The 20,962-nt window shown below is 66.2% G+C and carries 15 protein-coding genes; 6 read left to right on the top strand and 9 right to left on the bottom strand.

The features are described 5' to 3' along the window. Positions 1–83 precede the first annotated feature (83 nt). Together Pla175_RS22675 and Pla175_RS22680 are read right to left on the bottom strand one after the other, a co-directional pair. Entirely contained in the window at positions 84–917 is an 834-nt protein-coding gene (locus Pla175_RS22675) for an FHA domain-containing protein (protein ID WP_197527080.1), read from the bottom strand. Positions 918–1,100: 183 nt separating this feature from the next. After that, the gene (locus Pla175_RS22680) at positions 1,101–1,907 is read right to left on the bottom strand and encodes a hypothetical protein (protein ID WP_145291062.1); all 807 of its coding nucleotides are present in this window, start codon (positions 1,905–1,907) and stop codon (positions 1,101–1,103) included. A gap of 384 nt (positions 1,908–2,291) precedes the next feature. Between Pla175_RS22680 and Pla175_RS22685 the strand changes: the two genes are divergently transcribed. Continuing rightward, complete coding sequence (locus tag Pla175_RS22685) at positions 2,292–2,888, top strand: hypothetical protein (protein ID WP_145291064.1); 597 nt, start codon at positions 2,292–2,294, stop codon at positions 2,886–2,888. Positions 2,889–2,989: 101 nt separating this feature from the next. Here the strand turns inward: Pla175_RS22685 and Pla175_RS22690 are convergent, their stop codons facing one another. Next, positions 2,990–3,598, bottom strand: coding sequence for a YceI family protein (locus tag Pla175_RS22690; protein ID WP_145291066.1), 609 nt, complete (start codon positions 3,596–3,598; stop codon positions 2,990–2,992). A 52-nt stretch (positions 3,599–3,650) separates the two neighbouring features. After that, a complete protein-coding gene (locus tag Pla175_RS22695) occupies positions 3,651–4,259 on the bottom strand; it encodes a glutathione peroxidase (protein WP_231954024.1) in 609 nt (202 codons plus the stop codon). 207 nt (positions 4,260–4,466) lie between these two features. Here Pla175_RS22695 and Pla175_RS22700 point away from each other — a divergent pair, with 207 nt between their 5' ends. From Pla175_RS22700 to ppc, 3 genes are all read left to right on the top strand, one after another. Beyond that, positions 4,467–5,882 carry a sulfatase family protein gene (locus Pla175_RS22700; protein ID WP_145291068.1) on the top strand — a complete coding sequence of 472 codons (1,416 nt, stop codon included), beginning with the start codon at positions 4,467–4,469 and terminating at the stop codon, positions 5,880–5,882. Positions 5,883–5,976: 94 nt separating this feature from the next. Beyond that, positions 5,977–8,319 carry a serine/threonine-protein kinase gene (locus tag Pla175_RS22705; protein WP_145291070.1) on the top strand — a complete coding sequence of 781 codons (2,343 nt, stop codon included), beginning with the start codon at positions 5,977–5,979 and terminating at the stop codon, positions 8,317–8,319. 75 nt (positions 8,320–8,394) lie between these two features. Next, a complete protein-coding gene (ppc, locus tag Pla175_RS22710; protein ID WP_145291073.1) occupies positions 8,395–11,133 on the top strand; it encodes a phosphoenolpyruvate carboxylase in 2,739 nt (912 codons plus the stop codon). 44 nt (positions 11,134–11,177) lie between these two features. Here ppc and Pla175_RS22715 read toward each other — a convergent pair whose 3' ends face one another. The 5 genes from Pla175_RS22715 to Pla175_RS22735 all read right to left on the bottom strand — a co-directional run bounded on the left by Pla175_RS22715 (position 11,178) and on the right by Pla175_RS22735 (position 16,679). Continuing rightward, positions 11,178–12,266 (bottom strand): isocitrate/isopropylmalate dehydrogenase family protein, encoded by a 1,089-nt coding sequence (locus tag Pla175_RS22715; protein WP_145291075.1) that lies wholly within the window; start codon positions 12,264–12,266, stop codon positions 11,178–11,180. Between the two features lie 93 nt (positions 12,267–12,359). Further along, positions 12,360–12,644, bottom strand: a complete 285-nt coding sequence (locus tag Pla175_RS22720; protein WP_145291077.1) for a putative quinol monooxygenase — start codon at positions 12,642–12,644, stop codon at positions 12,360–12,362. Positions 12,645–12,674: 30 nt separating this feature from the next. Further along, the gene (locus tag Pla175_RS22725) at positions 12,675–13,346 is read right to left on the bottom strand and encodes a lysophospholipid acyltransferase family protein (RefSeq protein ID WP_145291079.1); all 672 of its coding nucleotides are present in this window, start codon (positions 13,344–13,346) and stop codon (positions 12,675–12,677) included. 38 nt (positions 13,347–13,384) lie between these two features. Next, the gene (gene cmk / locus Pla175_RS22730; RefSeq protein ID WP_145291081.1) at positions 13,385–14,077 is read right to left on the bottom strand and encodes a (d)CMP kinase; all 693 of its coding nucleotides are present in this window, start codon (positions 14,075–14,077) and stop codon (positions 13,385–13,387) included. A gap of 73 nt (positions 14,078–14,150) precedes the next feature. Further along, positions 14,151–16,679, bottom strand: coding sequence for a hypothetical protein (locus tag Pla175_RS22735; RefSeq protein ID WP_145291083.1), 2,529 nt, complete (start codon positions 16,677–16,679; stop codon positions 14,151–14,153). A gap of 325 nt (positions 16,680–17,004) precedes the next feature. Between Pla175_RS22735 and pilM the strand changes: the two genes are divergently transcribed. Beyond that, positions 17,005–19,386 (top strand): type IV pilus assembly protein PilM, encoded by a 2,382-nt coding sequence (gene pilM / locus Pla175_RS22740; protein WP_145291085.1) that lies wholly within the window; start codon positions 17,005–17,007, stop codon positions 19,384–19,386. 63 nt (positions 19,387–19,449) lie between these two features. Next, positions 19,450–20,889: a hypothetical protein gene (locus Pla175_RS26275; protein WP_197527082.1), complete on the top strand. Its 1,440-nt coding sequence runs from the start codon at positions 19,450–19,452 to the stop codon at positions 20,887–20,889. Positions 20,890–20,962: the final 73 nt, after the last annotated feature.

The following is a 20,962-nucleotide window of genomic DNA, read 5'->3' on the forward strand; positions in this document are numbered from 1 at the left end:
TCATCGGGGTCTGGGGATCGATGGCGCGGCCCCCGCCGTAGTTTAACGCCTAGTGCGGGGCTTTCTTAGAGTCGTTTCGCTCGTTATTCGATGCTGAGGGCGAAATCTTGCCCCTCGATCCGCGTTCCCGCAGAAAGTTCTGCCGGGCCGCTGGTGGGCCGGCCGTCGACGCTCAGCTCCGAACCGCTGCGGCAGCACAGGCGGTCCCCCTGGCGATAGACAATCAATTCGTTCCGCCAGCCAGGGCAGCGGATGTGGCTGTGCGGCTTGGGCCCCAGCACGCAGCTCTCGCCCAGCAGCAACACCCCGTCGGCCGCCGGAACGGTCCGGTGCCCGCTCTCGATCGTCACCCGGACGGTCGCGCTGAGGGCGTGGGGCCGAGCGATCCGCAGCCGGACGGGGCCGAGCGTGACAACACAGTCGCCCGACAGCGTGGTGGGGCCGGTGAGCGTTCGCCCGTCGATCTTCACTTCGGACAGCGGCTCGAGGACGTAGGCCCCCGCTTCTCGCCGCAGGACCGCGTGGCGGCGGGAGATGTCTGCGAGGATCTGCAGGCCCGGCGGCCCCTGCCCCGCGGCGTCGGCGCCGGGCGGCTGACCGATCAGGATCTCGCTATCGAGCAGGAGCTGATACCCTCCGACGGCGTCGATCCACAGCATCCGGCGGTTGGCGCTGCTGTCGCCCTGCATCGATTCCGGGGCGAGGGCCATAGCGTCGTGGGCCAATGGGTAGGCCGAGTGGTGGAGCGGTGTAACGCCAGAGTCGGGGCGGTGCGTCTGGGTAAGCGACAAGCCGACCTGCTCCCAAGCCTTCCGCTTCATTCTGGCCGCTAGGCGGTCGCTCGGCGATAGCCGGGCCAATGCGTCGGCCTGAAGCAGCACTTCCGACCACTGCTGGGCGGAGGCCGCCGCGTGCATCTTATGCTCGATCGCCTCGCGGCGGGCACGATCGGATTGAAACCGCCAGGCAAGCATCGAGGATACCAAACAGGGGTCACGGCTGCGCTTGCGTCGCTATGCGGGGACTTTGCTGTCGCACCCGCCCGGAAAGCCCAAGCCCACGCTAGCGTGGGCTTGGGCGCCGAGAGGACAAAAGGGCCGCTACTTGGAGGAAGCAGCACTGGCGAGCTTGGCGTTCTTTTCGCCCAGCCCGAAGTAATCGGCGACCTGGTCGGTCACGTTGGAAGCGTCTTCGCCGTCGAGCTGGATTTCAGCCTCGACGCCTACATCCACGCTCGCCAACCGCGCCGCGACGTCGAGCCTTGTCCGCACGTCGGTAATCAGTTCCTTCGCACGGGCGAGTTGCGAATCGTCGAACACTAGGTCGCTGGACGCCTGGGCGACCGTCACCAACTTCTGCTGCGCTTCGAGGTTGGTCAGGTCGGCTTCTAGCTTCTTCTGGGCAGAAGCCATCGCCGTCAGCTTCTGGCGCGCGGCGTCTAGGTTCTTTTCGCGGGCGTCACGCATCGTCTGCAGGTGATTGAGGGTGTCCTCGTCTACCTTGAAACGAGTGAAACGCCGCGACAGGTCTTCCCGCACGCGGGCCTCGGTGTAGCTGCGGCCGGCGTAGACGAAGGTCTCCTCCCCGGTCCCTAGGTCGGCCTGGAGCCTGAGGATCTCGTCCTTGTGGCGGGCCGACATCTGCTCCGCACGCACGATCTGCTCACTGAGCCGCTCGAGCTCGATTTCTTCCCGGGCGATCACCTGCATCGAGTTGCGGACTTCCGGGGTAAGGTCGGCCACCATCTTGCGGGCGCGGTCGATCTGGAACTCAATCGGCACCGCCCCCTCAACGCTGGCCGACACCCGGTTGCAGGCGGTTGATAGGTAGCTCCAAGCGTCGCGGCCCTTAACCACGCCAAGCAGCAACAGCAGGGCAGAACCAGCGATTAGGGTCTTGTGAATCATGGGTCGCTTTCCTCATTCGGGGCCCCCGGCGGGCGGTATAGGCCCGGGGGGAGCAATGGTCGAACAGGCCTCGGGGCGAGGCCTTCTATAAGGGTTTCGCGGCTCGAGAGCAGATCTTGGGAATCGCAGAAGATTTTTTGGGGGACGGCCAAGCGGCCGTAGATTCTCCCATCCGCTGCACGAGACATGCGGACCAGACCCTTCCGGGAAGGCCAAAACCGACCGGGCGGCGGCGGCTTCGCTTGTGAGGCCCGAAGCGGTCAACCGCTCGTCCCCCACAGTTCCGGCAGTTCGGCCCCCCCAACCCTGACTTAGCGGTTCCCCAACCGGCGTTGAACTCGATAGAATTGGGCAATTGCGTTCCGTGCAAGGATGAATACACCGATGAGAAACCAAACCCTGTCACCGGCGGTGCTGGCCGCGATCTTGCTAGCAATCGGGGGCCCCTGGATTGTGGTGGGCTGCGCAGATTCTGCCCGGCAAGCCGAGATCGCTTCCGCCCGAGAGAAATACCTGCTGACCAGCAAGCCGACCGACGCGATCCCGGTGTTGGCCGTGCGGGACCAGGACCTCGAGGCGAGTGAGGAAGGGGTGGACGTTGTCTTCACGGGCAAGATCGGCGGGATGCCGAACCCTTGGCCCGAGCGGGAGAAGGCGTTCCCCTGGCGCACGGAGCAAGCAGTTGTGTTTGTCGTCGATCCCGCCACGGCGGCCGAGTTTGCCGACCACCAGCACGCCCCCGGCAGCGCCGGTTGTGCGTTCTGCGAACGCCGCGCCATGGGGATGGCCACCTCTGTCGCCACGGTCTCATTCGGGGCCGACACGGCACACGGCCCCACGCCGATCGATGTCCGCACGCTCTTCGACCTGCGCGAAGGAGACACGGTCGTCGTCCGCGGCAAGGCGAAGCGGGTCGGCGACGCCGACACGGGGCTGATCGATGTCGTCGCCGACGGCATCTATGTCGAACCCCGTTCCTAACGCGTGGGAACAACGCCCCCACCCCAAAGACCAACAGGCCCGAGCGATTGCTCGGGCCTGTTGGTCTTTGGGGACGGAGAGGTTTGCGGCTTCGCGAAGGTCTATTGCGGCTGCTGAGGCTGAGGGGGGGTCGCCTCGAAGCTGACGGTCACGCCAACGGCGTCGCCGATCGGCCCAAGGCTGCCCGACATGCCGAAGTCGGACCGCTTGATGGTGGTTTGACACAGAAACCCGACCTGGGTCTGGCCGCTCTGCGGGTTGGTCTTGTCTCCGACAAGCACCACCGGCAGCGTCATCTCGCGCGTCACGCCGTGCAGCGTCATGTCGCCCGCAACCTGGTACACAGGTCGACCGTTCGCATCCTGGACAAGCTTTACGGCCTTGCTCACGAAGGTGATCTGCGGGAACTGTTCTGCGTCAAAGAAATCAGCAGACAGCAGGTGCTGGTCGCGTTTGGGCTGAGCCGTATCGATGCTCCCGACATTCACCACAAACTGAAACTGACACGCCGAGGGGTCCTGGCGGTCGAACATCACATCGCCGCCGACCGACTTAAACATCCCGTAGCAGAAGCTCAGCTCCATGTGGCTGATGCTGAACACCACCGAGGTGTGCGCCGGGTCGACCGCCAAGCGTTCCGGCTGGGCGTAGGCCCACGGGGCCATACCGAACGCACAAGCGACGACGGCAAGAAGACTAGATCTTCGCATCGGTCAATCCTTTCAATGGTCGAGATGATCGCTCACGCGGGGCCGTGGTCGGCTACTCCGCGGCAAGCTGGGTCTTGATTGCCAGAACCACTTCTTCCGCGTCTGGCTTGGTGCGTGGGTCGAAGCGGGCCACAACTTCGCCCTGGCGGTTGAAGAGAAACTTCTCAAAGTTCCACTGGATATCACCGGCGAACTTCGGGTTGGTCTTTTTCGAGGTCAGGTACTTGTAGAGATCGCACTGGTCCTTCTTGTCGATCTTGACGTTGCTCTTTTCCAACAGGTCGAAGGTCACGCCGTAGTTCGCGGTGCAAAACTCGGTGATCTGCTCCGCCGATCCAGGCTCTTGCCCGTTGAACTGGTTGCAGGGGACGCCGACGATCTCCAGCCCCTGGTCCGCGTACTGGGCCTGCAGCGCCTGCAGCGCCTTGTACTGCGGGGTGAGGCCGCACTTGCTGGCGACATTCACAAGCAGCACCACTTTACCCTGGTACTTCTCGGCAAGATTGACCGGTTCGCCGCCGGAGAGCGGCTTCATCGTGAAGTTCAGCGCGGGAGGAAGCTCCGCTTGGGGCTTATCCGCGGTCGCGGGGGAGCTGTCGGCAGCCATCAGTGAGCAACCCGGGAATGCGAGGCAAAAGGCCAGTACGAAGGGGCGGAGCATAGAACACCTCGGGGCGTAACAGGGCCGGAACCGGACGGCGGCAGTATACGCAGTCGGCCAGGAAGAGGCGAACGGCGCCCCGGCCGGTGGGCGGCCCGGGGAGCGTCGCTAGGGTGCACCGGCGCGATCTTGTAACTAGAATCCGCTAGCGGCGCAGCGCAGCGGACCGGGCGTTCGTCGGAAAAACCTCGCGAAAATGGCTCTATTATGATACGCGCCGCTTCTCTGCTGGTGTTCCTGCTAACGACGGCGGCAGCCCCTGCCGCCGGCCGTCCGAACTTCCTCTTCATCATCGCGGACGACTGTACTTTCCGCGACCTTGGGCCCTACGGGGGTCAGGCACACACCCCGCGGCTCGACCGTTTGGCGGAACAGGGCATGCGATTTACTCGCTGCTTCCAGGCGGCGCCGATGTGCTCTCCCACCCGGCACAACATTTATACGGGACTGTACCCGGTCAAAAGCGGCGCCTACCCCAATCACACGTTCGCCAAGCCGGGCACGAAGAGCGTGGTTCACTACCTGCAGCCGCTGGGCTACCGCGTGGCGTTGAGCGGCAAGACCCACATCGCTCCGAAGCAGGTCTTTCCGTTCGAATTTTCCGGCAAGGCCAACCCCGACATGGCGGCGGTCGACAAACTAATGAGCGAGTGCGCCGCGACGGGCGAACCGTTCTGCCTGTTTGCCTGCTCGAACGAGCCGCACACCCCGTGGGACAAGGGAGACCCGTCGCGGTACGACGCCCCCTCGCTCAAGTTGCCGCCCGCCTTTGTCGACACACACGAGACTCGAGAAGCGATGACCCGCTACTTGGCGGAAGTCACCTACTTCGACAGCCAGGTCGGCCAACTGCTCGACACCCTCGAGGCGCACGGCTTGGCGGAGAACACCCTGGTGATGGTCGTCAGCGAGCAGGGCTCGAGCCTGCCGTTCGGCAAGTGGACCTGCTACGACACCGGGCTGCAGAGCGCGTGCATCGTGCGCTGGCCCGGCGTCGTGCCGCCCGGGGCGGTGTCTGACGCAATGGTCGAGTACGTCGACGTGCTGCCGACGTTCGTCGAGGCGGCCGGGGGCGATCCGGCGCCCGTGCTCGACGGCCGCAGTTTCTTGCCGGTGCTGCGTGGCGAGCGGGAAAGGCACAAAGAGTTCGTCTACGGGCTGATGACCACCCGCGGCATCCAGAATGGCTCCGACCACTACGGCATACGCTCGGTACGCTCCGACCGCTACAAGTACATCCGCAACCTTTCGCCCGGAGAGACGTTTCAGAACGCCTGCGTGACCTCGCCCGAGTTTCGGTCGTGGGTCCGTGCGGCGGAAGACGGAAACGCAGACGCCGCGGACAAGGTCCGCCGCTATCAGCACCGCCCCGCGGAAGAGCTGTACGACATCGTGGCCGACCCCTACGAGTGGACCAACCTGGCGGACCACCCACACCTGGCCGCGACCAAAGCAGAGCTCTCACGCCAACTCGACGCGTGGATGGACGCCCAGGGAGACCGCGGCGTCGAGACCGAATTGGAGGCTCGCGAGCACCTGGCGAGGAACATAAAGGGCCCCGGTACCGCCGCGGCGCCGAAGAAACCTCGGCGAAATGCGCCCCAGAAGGGGGCCGATCGTTGATTCGCGGCGCGAATGAACCAAGATAGGTCGAGGGACGCACGGCAACGCATCCTCCGTCCACGACCTGCCTCTACGCCGCAACCCGCGATTCGCAATGCCCGCTCCCGACCCCGCTCCCACACCCAAGCCGAGCGCGGGCGGAAGCTACGCAGAAACGTTCGTCCTGCCGCACAACTCGCCCGACGCGGACCTCTCCAAGGAAGAGCAGGACATCGCCCTGGCCGCGTCGCTGCTTGAGTCGGGGGCGATCAGCGAACGCCAGCTCGGCACTGCATTATCTCAGTGGTCGATCCACGGATCGGTCCCGCTGGCGGAGCACCTCGAGAAATCGGGCGTGCTCAAAGGCCCGCAGATCGAGCAGCTTAGCAAACGAGCCGCGCAGCGAAGCCACGACTCGCGGCAAGCAGACAAGGAGGGTTCCCCGCAATCCGCATCGCTGAGCCACGTGCTCGACCGCATCGACTCGTCGGGCCGGGTCGCCAGAGTGCTTGGGCTCTCGATGGTCACCAGGTCGGACGGCCTCGGCGGCCGGGCAAGCGAGACACGGTACGTGCTCGTACGCAAGCTCGGACAAGGCGGGCTGGGGCGGGTCTGGCTGGCGTACGACAGCAGCCTCCGGAGGCACGTCGCGCTCAAGGAGCTCACCGACGGAGACGCCGCCAGCGACGCGACCCTGCGGCGTTTCCAGAACGAGGCAGAGATCACGGGCCGGCTCGAACACCCCGGCATCGTCCCCCTCTACCAGCTGGGGCAGGACAAGCACTCCGGCGGCGTGTTCTACACGATGCGCTTCCTGGGCAAGTCGACGCTGCAAACGGCGATCGTGGAGTACCACGAGCGACGCGAGGAAGGGGACGACAACCCGATGCTGCTGCGCGAGCTGCTGACAGCCTTTGTCAGCATCTGCCAGGCCATCGCTCACGCCCACTCGCGGCGCGTGATCCACCGCGATCTTAAGCCCGAGAACGTGGTCATCGACAGCTTCGGGCAAGTAATCGTCATCGATTGGGGGCTCGCGAAGGTGCTCGACGAGACGACCCCCGACCTCCCCGGGCAGGCCGATGGGCCGTTTGACGCCTCACGGTCGGGGACGATGGAAGGGCAGGTGCTGGGAACCCCCATGTACATGGCGCCCGAGCAGGCCTCGGGGCGGCTCGACGAGATCGACGCGCGGACCGACGTCTACGGACTGGGCGCCATCCTGTACGCCATCATCACCGGCGTAGCGCCCCACGAATCGACACAGGGGCGGCTGTCGGAGTCGCGGGGCGGAGCGCGGGCGCTGCTGAGCGAGATCTCTAGCGGTCCGACGCCAATCGCGCTGCAACAGCTTCCCTCGGCCGACCCAAGCCTTTCGGCGATCTGCGCCAAAGCCATGGCGCGTCGCCGTTACGCCCGCTACCAGGAAGCCTCGGAACTCGCCGAGGACGTGCAACGCTGGATGGCGGGCGAGTCGGTCACTTGCTACCAGGAGCCCCCTACGCGGCGACTGCGCCGCTGGGCGAACCGCAACCCAAGGCTCTCACAGACGATCGGTGCGTTGGGGCTCGTGGCGCTGATCAGCGGCTTGATGTGGGCCGGGTCTGCCCACAATGCGCGGATCGCGGAAGAAGCACGCAGGTACGAAGAGCTGCGGTCCGACTTCCACGAGGTGCAATTCCTCCTGCAGTATTCCTCAGACGCGCTTACCCGCAACTGCCGGTTCATGTCCTCCATCCCTCCGATCCAAGGGATTGTTCGCGCCCGCGGTGGCAGCACCGAGGATAGCGAGGCGGTATGGGACGAGCGGCTGGCCACCATCTTTGCGGGGCTGCTGCGGGCCAACGCCAACTACCTGTCGGTGAGCTTCGTTGCGGCTATCGACGGCGGGGCCGAGGGAATCCTGGCGGAGGAGATCGTGAGGGTCGATCGCAGCACCGGCGACCGCTGGCTAGTCCGGACGGTGCCGCAGGCCCGGCTGCTGCGGGATGCGGAGCTGCCGCTGCTCACCGCCACGTCCCAACTCGAGCCGGGCGAAGCAACGATGGTGTTTAGCCCGCCAGAGGGGGGCGCCCAGCGGACGCTTTCTTTGGGCGTCCCCGTTTTCGATGAGTCGACGGGCGCCTGGTTCGGCGCCGTGGCGATCGAGATGGACCTTTCCGGCCAGCTCGAACTGATCCTATCGTCGATAGTGCTATCAGACGAGGAGCAGCTTATCGTTGGCCTGGGCGGAGAAGCCTGGCTGGTCGCCGACGCTTCGGGGGTTCGCCCCGTGGGTAGCGTCGCGGAAGAGGATTCGGCCGACTGGGCGGCCGCCGACGCCCAAGTACAAGCCTTCCTCGGGGGCCAAGGCCCCCGTGTCTTGGCCGACGGGCACTCCCTGTACGGCGAACGATTCGCCCTGGGGCGGGTCGGACCCGAGCTGGTGGTCGTGGCCAAGACGATCGACGCGCGCTAAGCTATCGGTCTGTGCGACCGGCCCGCCGCCGGCCGCGCTCGGCACAGGCGCGCCTCTTACCCCCGTCGTCCGTTTATGCAAACGAGTGAATCGCTGCAGTTGCGTGATGAGGTCCGCATGCTCGGCGAGCTGCTTGGATCTACCATCCAAGAGATCGACGGACAGTCCCACTTCGAAACAGTCGAACAGATCCGAACCCTGGCGCGCGACCACCGCGCCGGCAGCAGCATCGCGCTGGAGGCGCTGGTCGATCGCATCGCCGGCTTCTCCACGGCCGAGCTGCGCGTGGTGATCCGGGCGTTCACGGTGCTGCTCGACCTGGCGAACCTCGCCGAGGACCGGGGCCGGGTGCGGGTGCTGCGTCGCCGCCAAGGGGGCGAAGGCGCGTACAGCGAATCGATCGTCTCGGCGATCGCGCAGCTCAAGTCCGAGGGGGTCGCCCCGGAACAGTTGGCCCAGCTCGTCCACGGGCTCGACATCGAGCTCGTGCTGACCGCCCACCCCACCGAGGCGAAACGACGCAGCATCCGCGGCAAGCTCCGCAGCCTGCGTCGGGTGCTGTACCAGCTGGACCTCGACCCGACCCCACGCGAGCGCGAACGCCTCGACCGGGCGCTGCGGTGCGAGCTGACCAAGCTCTGGCAGACCGAGTTCGTCCGGCCTACTCGGCCGACCGTGCTGGAAGAAGTGCAGCGCGGCCTGGCGGTGCGTCCGGTGATCTGGGACGTCGTGGTCCGCACCTTCGAGGACCTCCGGTCAGCGCTCGCAGAGCTGTACCCCGGCCTGGAAGAGGAGGTCCGCCCTTTCATCCACTTCGGATCGTGGATCGGCGGCGACCGCGACGGGCACCCGTTCGTCACGCCGGACGTCACCGAGAAGACGCTCACCTGGCTCAGGGACGCGGCGATCGAGGCCCACCTGGGGGCGTGCGACGAGCTGATCGATTCGCTTAGCCTCAGCTCTACCTACGCCCGGGTGAGCGACCAGCTCGCCGCGGCAATCCCCGAGACGTCGCACGCCACGGCAACGGGGCTCGACAAGTACCCGCCGAACGAACAGTACCGCGCCTGGCTGCTCACCATCCGCTCGCGCCTCCGCGCGACGGCGAAGTCGGCCTTTGGCAGGCCCACCCCGGCCGGCGCCTACGCCAACTCCGCGGCGCTGGCCGCGGACGTCGTGCTGCTCCGCGACAGCCTGTCGGAGGCCCACAACCAGCGGCTCGTGCGCGACGAGGTGCAGCCTTGGCTCGACCGGATCGAGGTGTTCGGGTTCCATCTAGCGCGGCTCGACGTGCGGCAAGACGCCCGCTACTACCTGAAGGTGGTCGCCGAGCTGCTGAAGAAATCGGGCGACTGCGAGGACTTCACTACGCTCGACGAGGGCCAGCGGCAAACGCTGCTCCGCAAGCTCATCGCACAGGCAGCGCCGCTCGACGCGTCGGGCCTGTCAACGGAGGCGCAGCAGACAGTCGAGCTCTTCGAGCTGCTCCGGCGGACCGCTCGGGCCACCAACATGGGCGCCCTGGGCAGTCATGTGATCAGCATGACCAAGGTCCCCAGCGACGTGCTGACCGTCCTGTGGTTTTGGCGCCAGTCGGCCGCCGTCGATGGGGGCGACGACCGAGACGCGGGGCTCCGCCTGCCGATCGTCCCGCTGTTTGAGACGATCGACGACCTCGAGCACGCCGCGGATACCCTCGACGCGTTGCTCTCCGACCCGACCTACCGAGACTACGTGCGCCCCCAAAGGGACCGCCAGACCGTGATGATCGGCTACTCCGACAGCACGAAAGACGGCGGCTACTTGGCCGCTTGCTGGGGACTCTACCGCGCCCAAGAGCGTCTCCACGCCGCCGCCGAAAAGCACAGCGTGAAGCTCACGTTCTTCCACGGCCGGGGGGGCTCGCTGGGCCGCGGCGGCGGGCCCGCCGCGCGGGGGATCCTCTCGCTGCCGCCGCGTACGTTCGACGGCGCCATGCGACTCACGGAGCAGGGCGAGGTGCTCGCCGAGCGGTACGACGACCCGCGTATCGCCTACCGGCACCTCGAGCAGGTCACCTGGTCGTCGATCATCGCCGCGTCGCACCCCAATCAATCCCACGCTAAGGCGTGGGACGAAGTGATGGACGAGCTGTCCGTCCGGTCGCTCAAAGCGTACCAAACGCTTGTGCGGCAGGACGGCTTTGTGGAGTACTTCCGTTCCGCGACGCCGATCGCCGACATCGAGACGCTGCCGATCGGCTCCCGCCCGTCGCGGCGGGGCGGGAAGCACACGCTCGCCGACCTGCGGGCGATCCCCTGGGTGTTCGCCTGGACCCAGTGCCGCGTGCTGGCCCCGGCGTGGTACGGCATCGGCGCCGCGGTCAACTCGCTCATGGCGGACCGGCCCGACTTGGCGGAACGGCTGCCGACGATGTACCGCGACTGGGTGTTCTTCCGCGCCACGATCGACAACGCCGCGTTGGCCCTGGCGAAAACCGACCTGATGATCGCCAGCCACTACGCCAACCTAGCGGCAGGAACCCCGTCCAACGAAGCGATCCGCAAGCAGATCGAGGCGGAGTTTGCCGCAAGCCGCGAGGCGGTCCTGGCGATTACCGGGGGCGCCGATCTGCTGGACGACACGCGTTGGCTGAAGGAGTCCATCCGGGTCCGCAACCGCTACATCGACCCGCTCAACCTGATCCAGGTCGAGCTGATGAAGCGGATCCGCACCGCGGACTCGACGACCCCCGAAGCAGAACTCAGCGGCCTCCACGACCTCATGCGCCTTGCGATCAAGGGCGTATCGGCCGGCATGCGGACGACCGGATAGGGCGCAATCACAGACAGCACACCAGACGAAGCCGAGTTGGCGGCTCAGAGAGCGGCGGCGACCGCCTCGGCGAAGTCGGTCGTGCTGGCCGCGCCCCCTAGGTCGCGTGTCCGGCAATCGCCACGGGCGAGCACCCCGGCCACGGCGGCTTCGATCTGCTTGCTGGCGCCAAGCGCGAGCGGGTCGTCGTGGCGCTCGCCAAGCCAGTCGAGCATCATGGCTGCGGAGAGGATCATCGCGATCGGGTTGGCGATGTTCTGCCCGGCGATGGTCGGGGCCGACCCGTGCGACGGTTGGAACAAGGCGTGGTGGTCGCCGATCTCCGCCGACGGGGCCATCCCCAGCCCACCCACCAACCCGGCGCCCAGGTCGGAGAGGATGTCTCCGAACTGATTCTCCATCACCAGCACGTCGTAGGCGTCTGGCTCTTGCACCAGGTAGAGGCTGACCGCATCGACGTAGAGCGCGTCGGCCTCGATGTCGGGGTACTGCTTGGCGACGTCGAAGAAGACCTCGCGGAAGAATGCAAAGCAGCGGAACACGTTCGCCTTGTCGACGCAGGTGACGCGGCGCCGGCCGTCGCGCGGGCGCCCGTTGCGTCGCCGGGCCAACTCAAACGCGTACCGGCACGCCTTCTCGGTGCCCGCGCGGGTGATCACGATGGTGTCGGTGGCCACCTGGTCTCCCACGACCGCGCCCCCGCCGAACGAGGCGAACAGCCCCTCCAGGTTCTCGCGGACGATCACCATATCGATCCCGGCGCCGACATCCGCCAGCGGCGATCGCACCCCCGGGTACAGCTTTACCGGGCGCGGCGCCGACTGCACGTCGAGGGCGCGCCGCAGGCCCACCATCATCTCCGGCTGCACCTCGGTGCCGTTGGGGTTGCGCACGTCTGGCAGGCCGATCGCCGCCAGCAGCACGGCGTCCGCGGCGACACAGGCCGTGACGACATCCGGCGGCAGCGTCACGCCGGTGGCCCGGTAGTGGCTTGCGCCCGCCTCGTAGCGGGTAAGGTCGAGCGCAAGCCCTTGGTTCGAGGCGACCAGACGCTTGAGCACGATTTCGGCGGCGTCGGTGATCTCCGGGCCAATGCCGTCACCGGGAAGAACTGCGATGCTGTAGGAACTCATAGTTGCTTCGTCTTTCGATGCTGCGTGATGAGAGGAGTTAACCGGCGCGACGCGACCAACCGAGCGCCCCGGCGGTCTGTCTCGCAGAACGGATCAGTCCAGATGCCAGAAGCTGAGCGTCTTGTCTTCCACCCAACCCTCGACGGCAGCGCTAAACTGAGCAAAGTGCTCGGTCTGCGTGTGCGCGTCGAACGCCGCACGGTCGTCGTAGAGCTCGTACAGAAACACCCGCTCGGGCGATTGAGGGTCGAAGCACACATCGAACCGCTTACACGCGGGCTCGCGCTGCAGCGAGTTCTGCGCCTGAGCCAAGACGGACGCCCGAAAATCCGCGGCGTTGGCCGGCTTCACTTGAAACACAACAGTAACGACATACATGGGAAGAGACTCCGCCAATCAAGGAAAGACCTATACCGAACCGCCACCCAGGAGAAACGAAGCCCTATAGTGGCAGTCCGCCATCTGGCGGGCGGCAAACTCTAGCAGGGCGTCGTCGCTCATGCCGGCGAGGGTCTCTTGGGCGATTGGTTCGCCGTATACAATGGCGATTGGTCGCGGCCGTGGGAAGTGTGCCCCGCGGGGCATCGCGTCGTTGGCCCCCTCGATCCCCATCGGCAAAAGCGCCGCGTTGCCCCTTCTCACTAGGGCCAAGAACCCCGGCTTGAGGGGCTGGATCCGGCCATCCACGCTGCGGGTGCCTTCCGGAAACACCAGCACCGCCGCGTCGTCCCGCAGCCGCCGCAGGACCTCGCGGATCCCGCCGAGCCCGCCGCCGTCTCGGTCGACCGGGATGGCGTCGTAGGAACGGATCAGGGCGCCGAACACGCCGGTGAACAGCGTGTCACGCGCCATCATGCTCAGGGGGCGGCGGGTGAACCCGCCGATCATGGCCGGGTCGAGGTGACTTTGATGATTCGAGATGAGGATCACGGCGCCGCTGTCCGGCACGTTCTCGGCGCCAGAGGTCCGCAAGCGGAACCAGATCTTTCCGAACAGCCACAAGAAGCACTGGCTGAGGCGGTACCAGAGCAGCTTGACCACTCCCCGTTGATGCTTTACCCGCTGCGTCTGCTTGCTCATCGATCGGCTGTTTCGTGAGTTGGGGGTCTTGCGGCCCGCTACTTGTTCGCTGGACGCCCGACCCGAGGCTCATCGACAATAGGGCCTCGGCTAGCGGAGACGAGCGTCATGAGCCGCTCCACAACCTGCTCCGGAGAGAGCCCGTCGGTGTTCACTTCGATCGCGTCCGGGGCTTTGATCAGCCCGCCGGTCGGCCGATGAAAGTCTTCCTCGTCTCGCTGGTGCTGGGCCCGCAAAACCTCGTCCAGCGAGAGCCTTTCGCCGCGGCCGGAGAGGTCGAGGAACCGGCGTTCGGCCCGGACCCGCTCGCTCGCAGTGAGGAAGATCTTGCATTGTGCATCGGGGAACACCACCGTCGATTGGTCGCGGCCCTCGGTCACCAAGTCACGCCCCTCGGCGGTTTGCCGCTGCATCTGAACCAGGTGCTCGCGCACGCCGGGGTGGTCTGCCGCGTGCCGCGTCGCGGCGGTAACCCGAACCGTCCTGACGGCGCGGGTCACGTCGAGTCCGTCGAGCACAACGCGGCCATCCAGCGACTCGATGGCGACCCCCTGGGCAATCCTCAGAAGTCCCTCGGCGTCCGTCAGCTCGACGCCGCGTTCCAGCGCAGCAAACGCCACGGCGCGGTACATCCCCCCCGTATCGAGGAATGCGAATCCCAACCTTTCGGCGAGCGTTCGGGCGGCGCTGCTCTTTCCGGCGCCCGCGGGGCCGTCGATCGTGACCACCATCGGCGGAGTTCTTGCTCGACTTACGAACGGTAGTAGGGGAAATCTGGCCGTTACCCAGGCCTTAGACCAGATGCTACCACGCGGCCTCGACCTGTAACCACCCGTAGGGGGCCACGTCCAGCGGCACGGCGCCGTCCACGACCTCCAGTTCTAGCAGGTGCTGGCCGTAGAAATCGGTAAGCCAAGCCTGACGGAAGGGGCGCCAGCAGCTCAGCCTAGCCGAAGCGGACCGACCCTCCGTCTCTATCATGCGCAGCGTCAGGCCGCCCGGAAGCGTGTCCCCCGCGACTGAGGAAGACGCCGGTTGCCGAACCGCTAGGTCCGAGATCACTACGTTCTTCGCGTCTAGCAATAGCCACCACGAGGCGGGCGCCCCGGGCCCCTCGCCGGTAACGGGCCACGCCTTTGGGGGGGCCCCCTCGCTCAACATGAGGTGGGTTGCGTAGCTCGGCCCGACGCCGATCGCGAGCTCCAACCGCCCACAATCCTTGGGGATAAGCGAGTCTAAACGCGTCGGCCCAACGCAGCGATGATGGCCCAGCCCGCCCGTAAGCAGCACGATCCCGCCTGAATCCAGCGGGCTGCTGCGGATATCGACGTACTCAGAAGTCAGGATTTCTCGCCCAGCCACCGGCACGCGAGCCCATTGCACTCCCCGCGAAACCGACGCTTTGCTGTCGGTCCAAGCCAGACGGTTGGCGAGCCTGAGCCGCGAAGCCTGGGATTGGTCAAGCTCCAACTCGATCCGAACCACCCCCGCGCGGGCCGGGAGGGTCGTTGTCTGCCGAAACGTCGCCACTCGGTCGCCCATGCGATCGATCAGGTCGCCGGTCGAACGGATCGAACCAGAGCACGGGTCGCAGGCCACGGTTTCGATCGCCGCGATCCGCACCTCGCATTCCGCCTCTTGCAGCGGGCCGGCGGCCGACAGCACAAGCCGCTGGGCGGCGACCGGCGCCCGGCGACCGAAAACCCGGATGCTGCCGACCCCGCCGTGCCCGTCAGAGATCAGCGCTTCGATCGTTTCGTTGCGCAGCGTCCTGCCCTCGGCCCGCGGGGGAGCATCCCCCTGCTTCGTCGGGGGCGAGCCGCAACGGTACCCCATGCCGGGCGTTTCTCCCTGGGGCGAAGCTACCGGAAAACTCCAGGCATTGATCGTCAGACGCTGAGCGCTGGATGGTTCGGCCTGCGAGAGGTTCAGAGACCCGATCAGGCCCGCGGCGTCCGCCACTCCGGCGACCCCCGCCAGACCGCCATGAAGAGTCTCGGCAATGTCTCGAATGGTGCACGCATCGGGCGGTTTGGGTGCCGACGAAGGGGCGCGGCACCCGAGCTGCTCCCCTTCGAAGTGGGTCCAATGGTCGGCGTTCGGTCGCTCGGTAAAGTACTCGTCGAGCGTTACAAACTTCCCGAGCGCGTCCGTCCAGGCCGCTGCGCGGCGCAAGTCGCAGAACGACTGGTGGCGTCCACCCGGCCAAGCCGCGTACAGCAGCGTGCCGGCCCAGTCGTGGGCCACGGCGTTCGCCATGTCGTCGCACAGCCTCCAGGCCGCATCCGGGCTTCCGGCGTCGACCGGCGGTGCGCAAAGGGCCTGCAACTCTGTGCCATCGATCCCCGTCCACTTCGTACGCGCCTGGTCGGGCCATGCGAGCGTGGCGCCGTCAAAGAAGCTGAGCAGGATCTTTGGGCAGCCGATCCCGGTCAGAGCCGCGGGCAGCCGGGGCGCCAGCCCCCCCGCGAAACTGGCATACGCGGCGGGCCGGGCGCCGACGTGATGCTCGATCGAGGCAAACCCGTCCTTGAGCGCCCGCAGCATCCCTTCCGGCCCCAGGTCCGCTAGGGTTGAATCCTCGAGCCCGCCCCCCGTCACGCTGAGCCTGCCGTCCATGGCTGCCTCGCGGAGAAGGCCCGCCGATCGCGGGTGATCAGCCGCCATCCGCTCCGCCAGCCGGCCCGTCAGCAGCACGTTCTTGGTCATGCCACGACGCACGTCCTCGGCAAGCGGTTCGCCCAGCACCGAAGGCGCCAAGAGCGTCACGTCGACATGATGCCATTCAGAAGAAACGACCTGGGTGCGGGCCTGGGAAAGCAGCTCAAACGCCGCCGTTAGGCTTTGGCGGCAGCCGTCGGCGTCGCCCCCTACCGCTGCACGAGCAGCGGCGACGACGGCCGTAGAAAACTCGTCGGCGTCGAGCAGCGTGTGCCCCGACATCCGCTCACAAAGCCGCCCGACCTGCAGCCAAGTAAACCCAATCGCGGCAAAATCGTCTGCGAAATCGCCCTCTGGCGGCGGCGCATCCAGGGCGGCATAGACCGCCGACCGTTGGTCGCCGGCCCCCCGTACCATCCGAACATCGGGGGTGGTGGCGGCGAGATCGAGCCATTCGGCCGCGTCGTGTGAGTCGCAGCACGACGGGACAATCAGCACGCAGCCGGCGATCTCGTCCACCGGCGGGAGGGTCTGATCCGACAGAAACCTGGGGATTTCCCCGGCGTCGGCGATCCAGTCCGGGCGCCAGGCCGCCGTCCAGGCGGCCAGCACCGAGGCCGCCATCGGACCAGAGAGGTGGGACGGGAGGTCGCCCGGGCTGTTTCCGGGCATTAAAACCGCTACGCCTCGGACCACCGGCACAAACCTCGTAAAGGGAAACTGCAAAAGCGGGCGCCCGGCGGGGTTCTCCCGGAAGGAGATCCGCCAGGTTGCTGTCAAATCGCTCGGGCTCAAGTAGAATGAAGCCGATCGGGGACCGGGTAAAGCGTTCGCCCCGTACCGCGTGCGCGGCAGTCGGGAGTTCGGGGCGTCGCGCGAAAACTTGCGAAATCGGTTTGACCGCGCGGGCGCTCCACCGAAACAATACCAGCAAGCCGCGCGGCGTGCCCGTCGCGGCGGTCTTTTCGTATTTGGAACAGGAACAGAGGCAATCGGCATGGCCAAGTCGGGCGCGGTTTGGGGCATCGACATTGGCAGCTGCGCACTCAAGGCGCTCCGCTGTCGACCGCACGAGAAGGACACAGCCCAACTGGTTGTGGAGGCCTTCGACTACGTCGAGTATCCGAAGCTGCTCAGCCAGCCCGACGCGGATCGCGAGGCGCTCGTGCGCGAAGCGCTCGACACCTTCCTGTCACGCAACGAGGTTGCCGACGATCACGTGGCGATGTCGGTCCCGGGCCAAAGTGGTCTGGCTCGGTTCATCAAGCTCCCTCCGGTCGAATCCAAGAAGATCCCGGACATCGTCAAGTACGAGGCGCGGCAGCAGATCCCCTTCGCCCTCGAAGACGTGGTGTGGGACTACCAGCCCCTCCGCGGAGGCAACCGGGACGAAGGCTTCGCGCTCGACACCGAGGTCGGCCTGTTTGCGATGAAGCGCGACCAAGTGGCACGCGCCCTCGAACCGCTCGAGCGCTCCGGCCTTGATGTTGAGGTGGTGCAGCTTGCGCCGCTGGCCGTCTACAACTACATCTGCTTCGATCAGATCGGCGACCTCTCGGATGTTGAGTTCAACCCAGAAGACCCGCCGCCGTCGCTCGTGGTGCTCTCGCTCGGCACGGACGCGACCGACATGGTCATCACCAACGGCTTCCGGGTTTGGCAACGCAGCATCCCGATCGGCGGCAGCCACTTCACCAAAGCGCTTACCAAAGAGCTGAAGCTCACCTTCGACAAGGCGGAGCACCTCAAGCGTAACCCGACCAAGGCCGAGGACCCCAAGGCGCTGTTCCAGGCCATGCGGCCCGTCTTCAGCAACCTAGTGAGCGAAGTACAGAAGTCGCTCGGCTTCTACATGAGCAACAACCGCAAGGCGAAGCTCACCGAGATCGTCGCGTTGGGAAACCCCATGAAGCTGCCCGGCCTGCAGCGTTTCCTTACCGAGCAGCTCGAACTTCCCGTAAAGCTGGTCAAGAGCTACGACGCCCTTGCCGGCGGCAGCGTCACCGACTCCGCCCCGTTCAAGGAGAACCGCCTCGCCTTCGGCGTCGCGTACGGCCTGTGCGTCCAGGGCCTCGGACGCGGCGAGCTGAACACCAACCTCCTGCCGCAGGAGATCGTCACCCGGCGTCTGGTGCAGGCCAAGAAGCCCTGGGCGGTGGCCGCGGCGGCCCTGCTGCTCGCCGGGCTGGGCGCCAACTACGCCGCCCATTGGCGGTCGTGGAGCACGGTCGACCTTGAGGACGACTGGAAGCCCGCCATCACCAAATCGCAGAGCGTCTCATCGTCCGCCACGTCGTTGGCGTCAACCAACACCACGCTGGTAGAACAATTCGAGAGCATCAAGGCGATCGGCAACAGCCTGCAGAGCAACACCGAAGGGCGGCTGCTGTGGCCCGAGCTCATCAAAGCGATCGACGCCGCGATGCCGCACAGCGCCCGTCCGAAGGACGCCGAGGCCGCAAAGCCCACCGCGCACGACGTGGCGCACCGTGAGGAGCTGCACATCGAATCGCTCGACTGCCAGCACTTCGACGACGTCGGGACCTGGTTTACCAACGTGCAGAGCATCTACGACGAGGTGCAGCGTTCCGAACAGTCCCTCTCCGACCGCCGGGCCAGGAAGGCGCCCCCCGCAGCAGGCGACGCCGCGCCGCCAGACGGCGATGCAGCAGAAGCGGGCGCCGACGGCGCCGTTGACGACGCGGCAGAGGCCGCCCCGGACGAACTTCCTCCGGAAGAGGCGCCGGTCGATGGGGGCGCCGAAGAAGAACTGTACGCCGACTCGGGCGAGCTGGGCGTCGATGGTGAGATGGGCGTCGATGGTGAGATGGGCATCGACGGTGAAATGGGCATCGACGGCGAAGCCGCACCCGTAGGGCCCACCGGGCCGGGCTGGGTGATCCAGCTCATCGGGCACCACTTCCACAACAGCGACTCGAAAGACAAAGAGAACACGATCAACCGGGGCGATGAAGGCGAACTCTTTGTCCGCCGTACGTTAATCCAGAATCTGGCCGAGGGGACCGTGAAGCTCCCCGACGGGGAGAACGGCGCCCTCGTCGACGTGAAGCTCGAAGACCTCGGGATCGCCTATCCGGTGGTGGTGACCAAAGAGCCGATCGTCCGCGTCACGTACGACCCGAACGCCACCAGCGCCGAAGACGTAGCGAACCCCAATGCAGGGGTCGCGGAGCCGCTCGGTTTCGGCACATTCGGCGCCAAGCCCGATCGCAACGCGCCGATCGTGGAAGTCGAGCCCCCCGAGCTTTGGGGCCTACGGCGTTACAACTTCATTGTGCAGTTCGTGTGGCAGCCGCGCACGCGCACCGAGCGACGCGAGGGGCCGGCGACCGACGAAGTGATGGCAGAAGAGTTTTAAAGCGAACCGAGACACGACACTTGCGCGCGGCGACTCGCCCGCTTTCGGACCCAGGAATTGGCTATGGATCAGTTAAAAGCCGCTTTCGCATGGCTCAAGAAGCACCACTTCTGGGTGCTGGGTGCTGTTGCGCCGCTCATCGCGATCGCCTGCTGGTGGATGGGCGCCTCAGAACTGGACAAGCAGTTCGTAGCGAACAAAGGCAAGATCGATGGAGAGTTTCAGAGCCATCAGGCGCTCTCAAGCAAGTCGTTCTTGCCCAACGACCCGGTCAACAACCGCCAGACCCAAGAGAACGACGCGCTCGCCAAACGCATCGAGAAGCTGTGGACCCGGCTCTACGACCGCCAGCGCGAAGTCGTGCTCCGTTGGCCGGCCGAGCTGGGCGACGACTTTGTCGATGAGGTCCAGGACCTCCAGTTCGGCGACTGGATCCGCGACGGGCTGCGTCAAACTTACCTCAACTACATCGTCAACTACTTCCCCAACCTGAGAACCATCGTTGGCGCCCAAGAGCTCGCCGACGAGGACACGCTGGGCGGCTTCGGCGGCGGCGGAGGCGAGTACGGCGGCCGCGGCGGCGGGGGCGAGTACGGCGGCGGAGGCTTCGGCGGCGGAAGCGGGGGCGACTACGCCGCGGTCGACACGGAGCAGCTAGTTGATCAGGACTTCATTGTCTACTGGGTCGACCAAGCCGCGGTCAAAAGCACCCTCGTCTGGGACCGTCAGCCCAGCCCGCTGCGGGTGTGGGTCACGCAAGAGAACCTCTGGGTCTACGAGACGCTGCTGCGGGCCATCGCGGCGACCAACGTAGCGTCGGGCGCCGATCGCAACTCAAACGCCGCGGTGCAGCAGATCCTCGAGATGCAGGTCGGCCCGCTCGCCGCCCGTGAGAGCCGGGCGACCGGACGCCTTTACACCCCCGAAACCGCATCACCGCTCGGGGGCCTCGGCGAGAGTGAGTACGGCGACAGCGACGGGTTCGCGATGGACGACCCCAGCGGGGGCGGGGACATGATGTCGGAGCTCGGAGAAGGGATGGGGGGCGACAGCGAAGTCACCGAACTGCTCTACGGACGCTACCTGGATGAGAACGGCCTGCCGATCGAGATCGTCGAACCGGTGGAGTACCCCATCGGCGCCGAGTTTAAACGCCTGCCGGTGCGATTGGCCCTCTACATGGACCAGCGCTGGGTGAACCAGCTCATCCTGGAGCTCGCCAACGCCCCGCTTCAAGTGGAGATCCAAGAAGTACGGATCAATCCCGGCGGCAGCGTCGGAAGCGGAGGCGGCGGCGGCGGCGGGGGCGGCGAGTACGGCGGCGGCGGCTCTGGCTCGCCCTTCGCCAACAACACGGAAGACATCCAGGCGTTCAACCGGCGACCCTCGGTCGTGCCCGTGGTGCTGCAAGGAATCGTGTACATCTTCAACCAGCCCGACCCGGCAGCGCTCAAAGTCCAAGGGGACGATTCCCTCGACATGGCGATGCTCACCGAACCGTGAGAAACGGTCGGGCCCCCGCAGCACCAGCGGAATAGACCGTGGCGTTCGTCTCGAATCGACTAACGGCGTGAAT

Source organism: Pirellulimonas nuda, assembly GCF_007750855.1.
GTDB lineage: Bacteria > Planctomycetota > Planctomycetia > Pirellulales > Lacipirellulaceae > Pirellulimonas > Pirellulimonas nuda.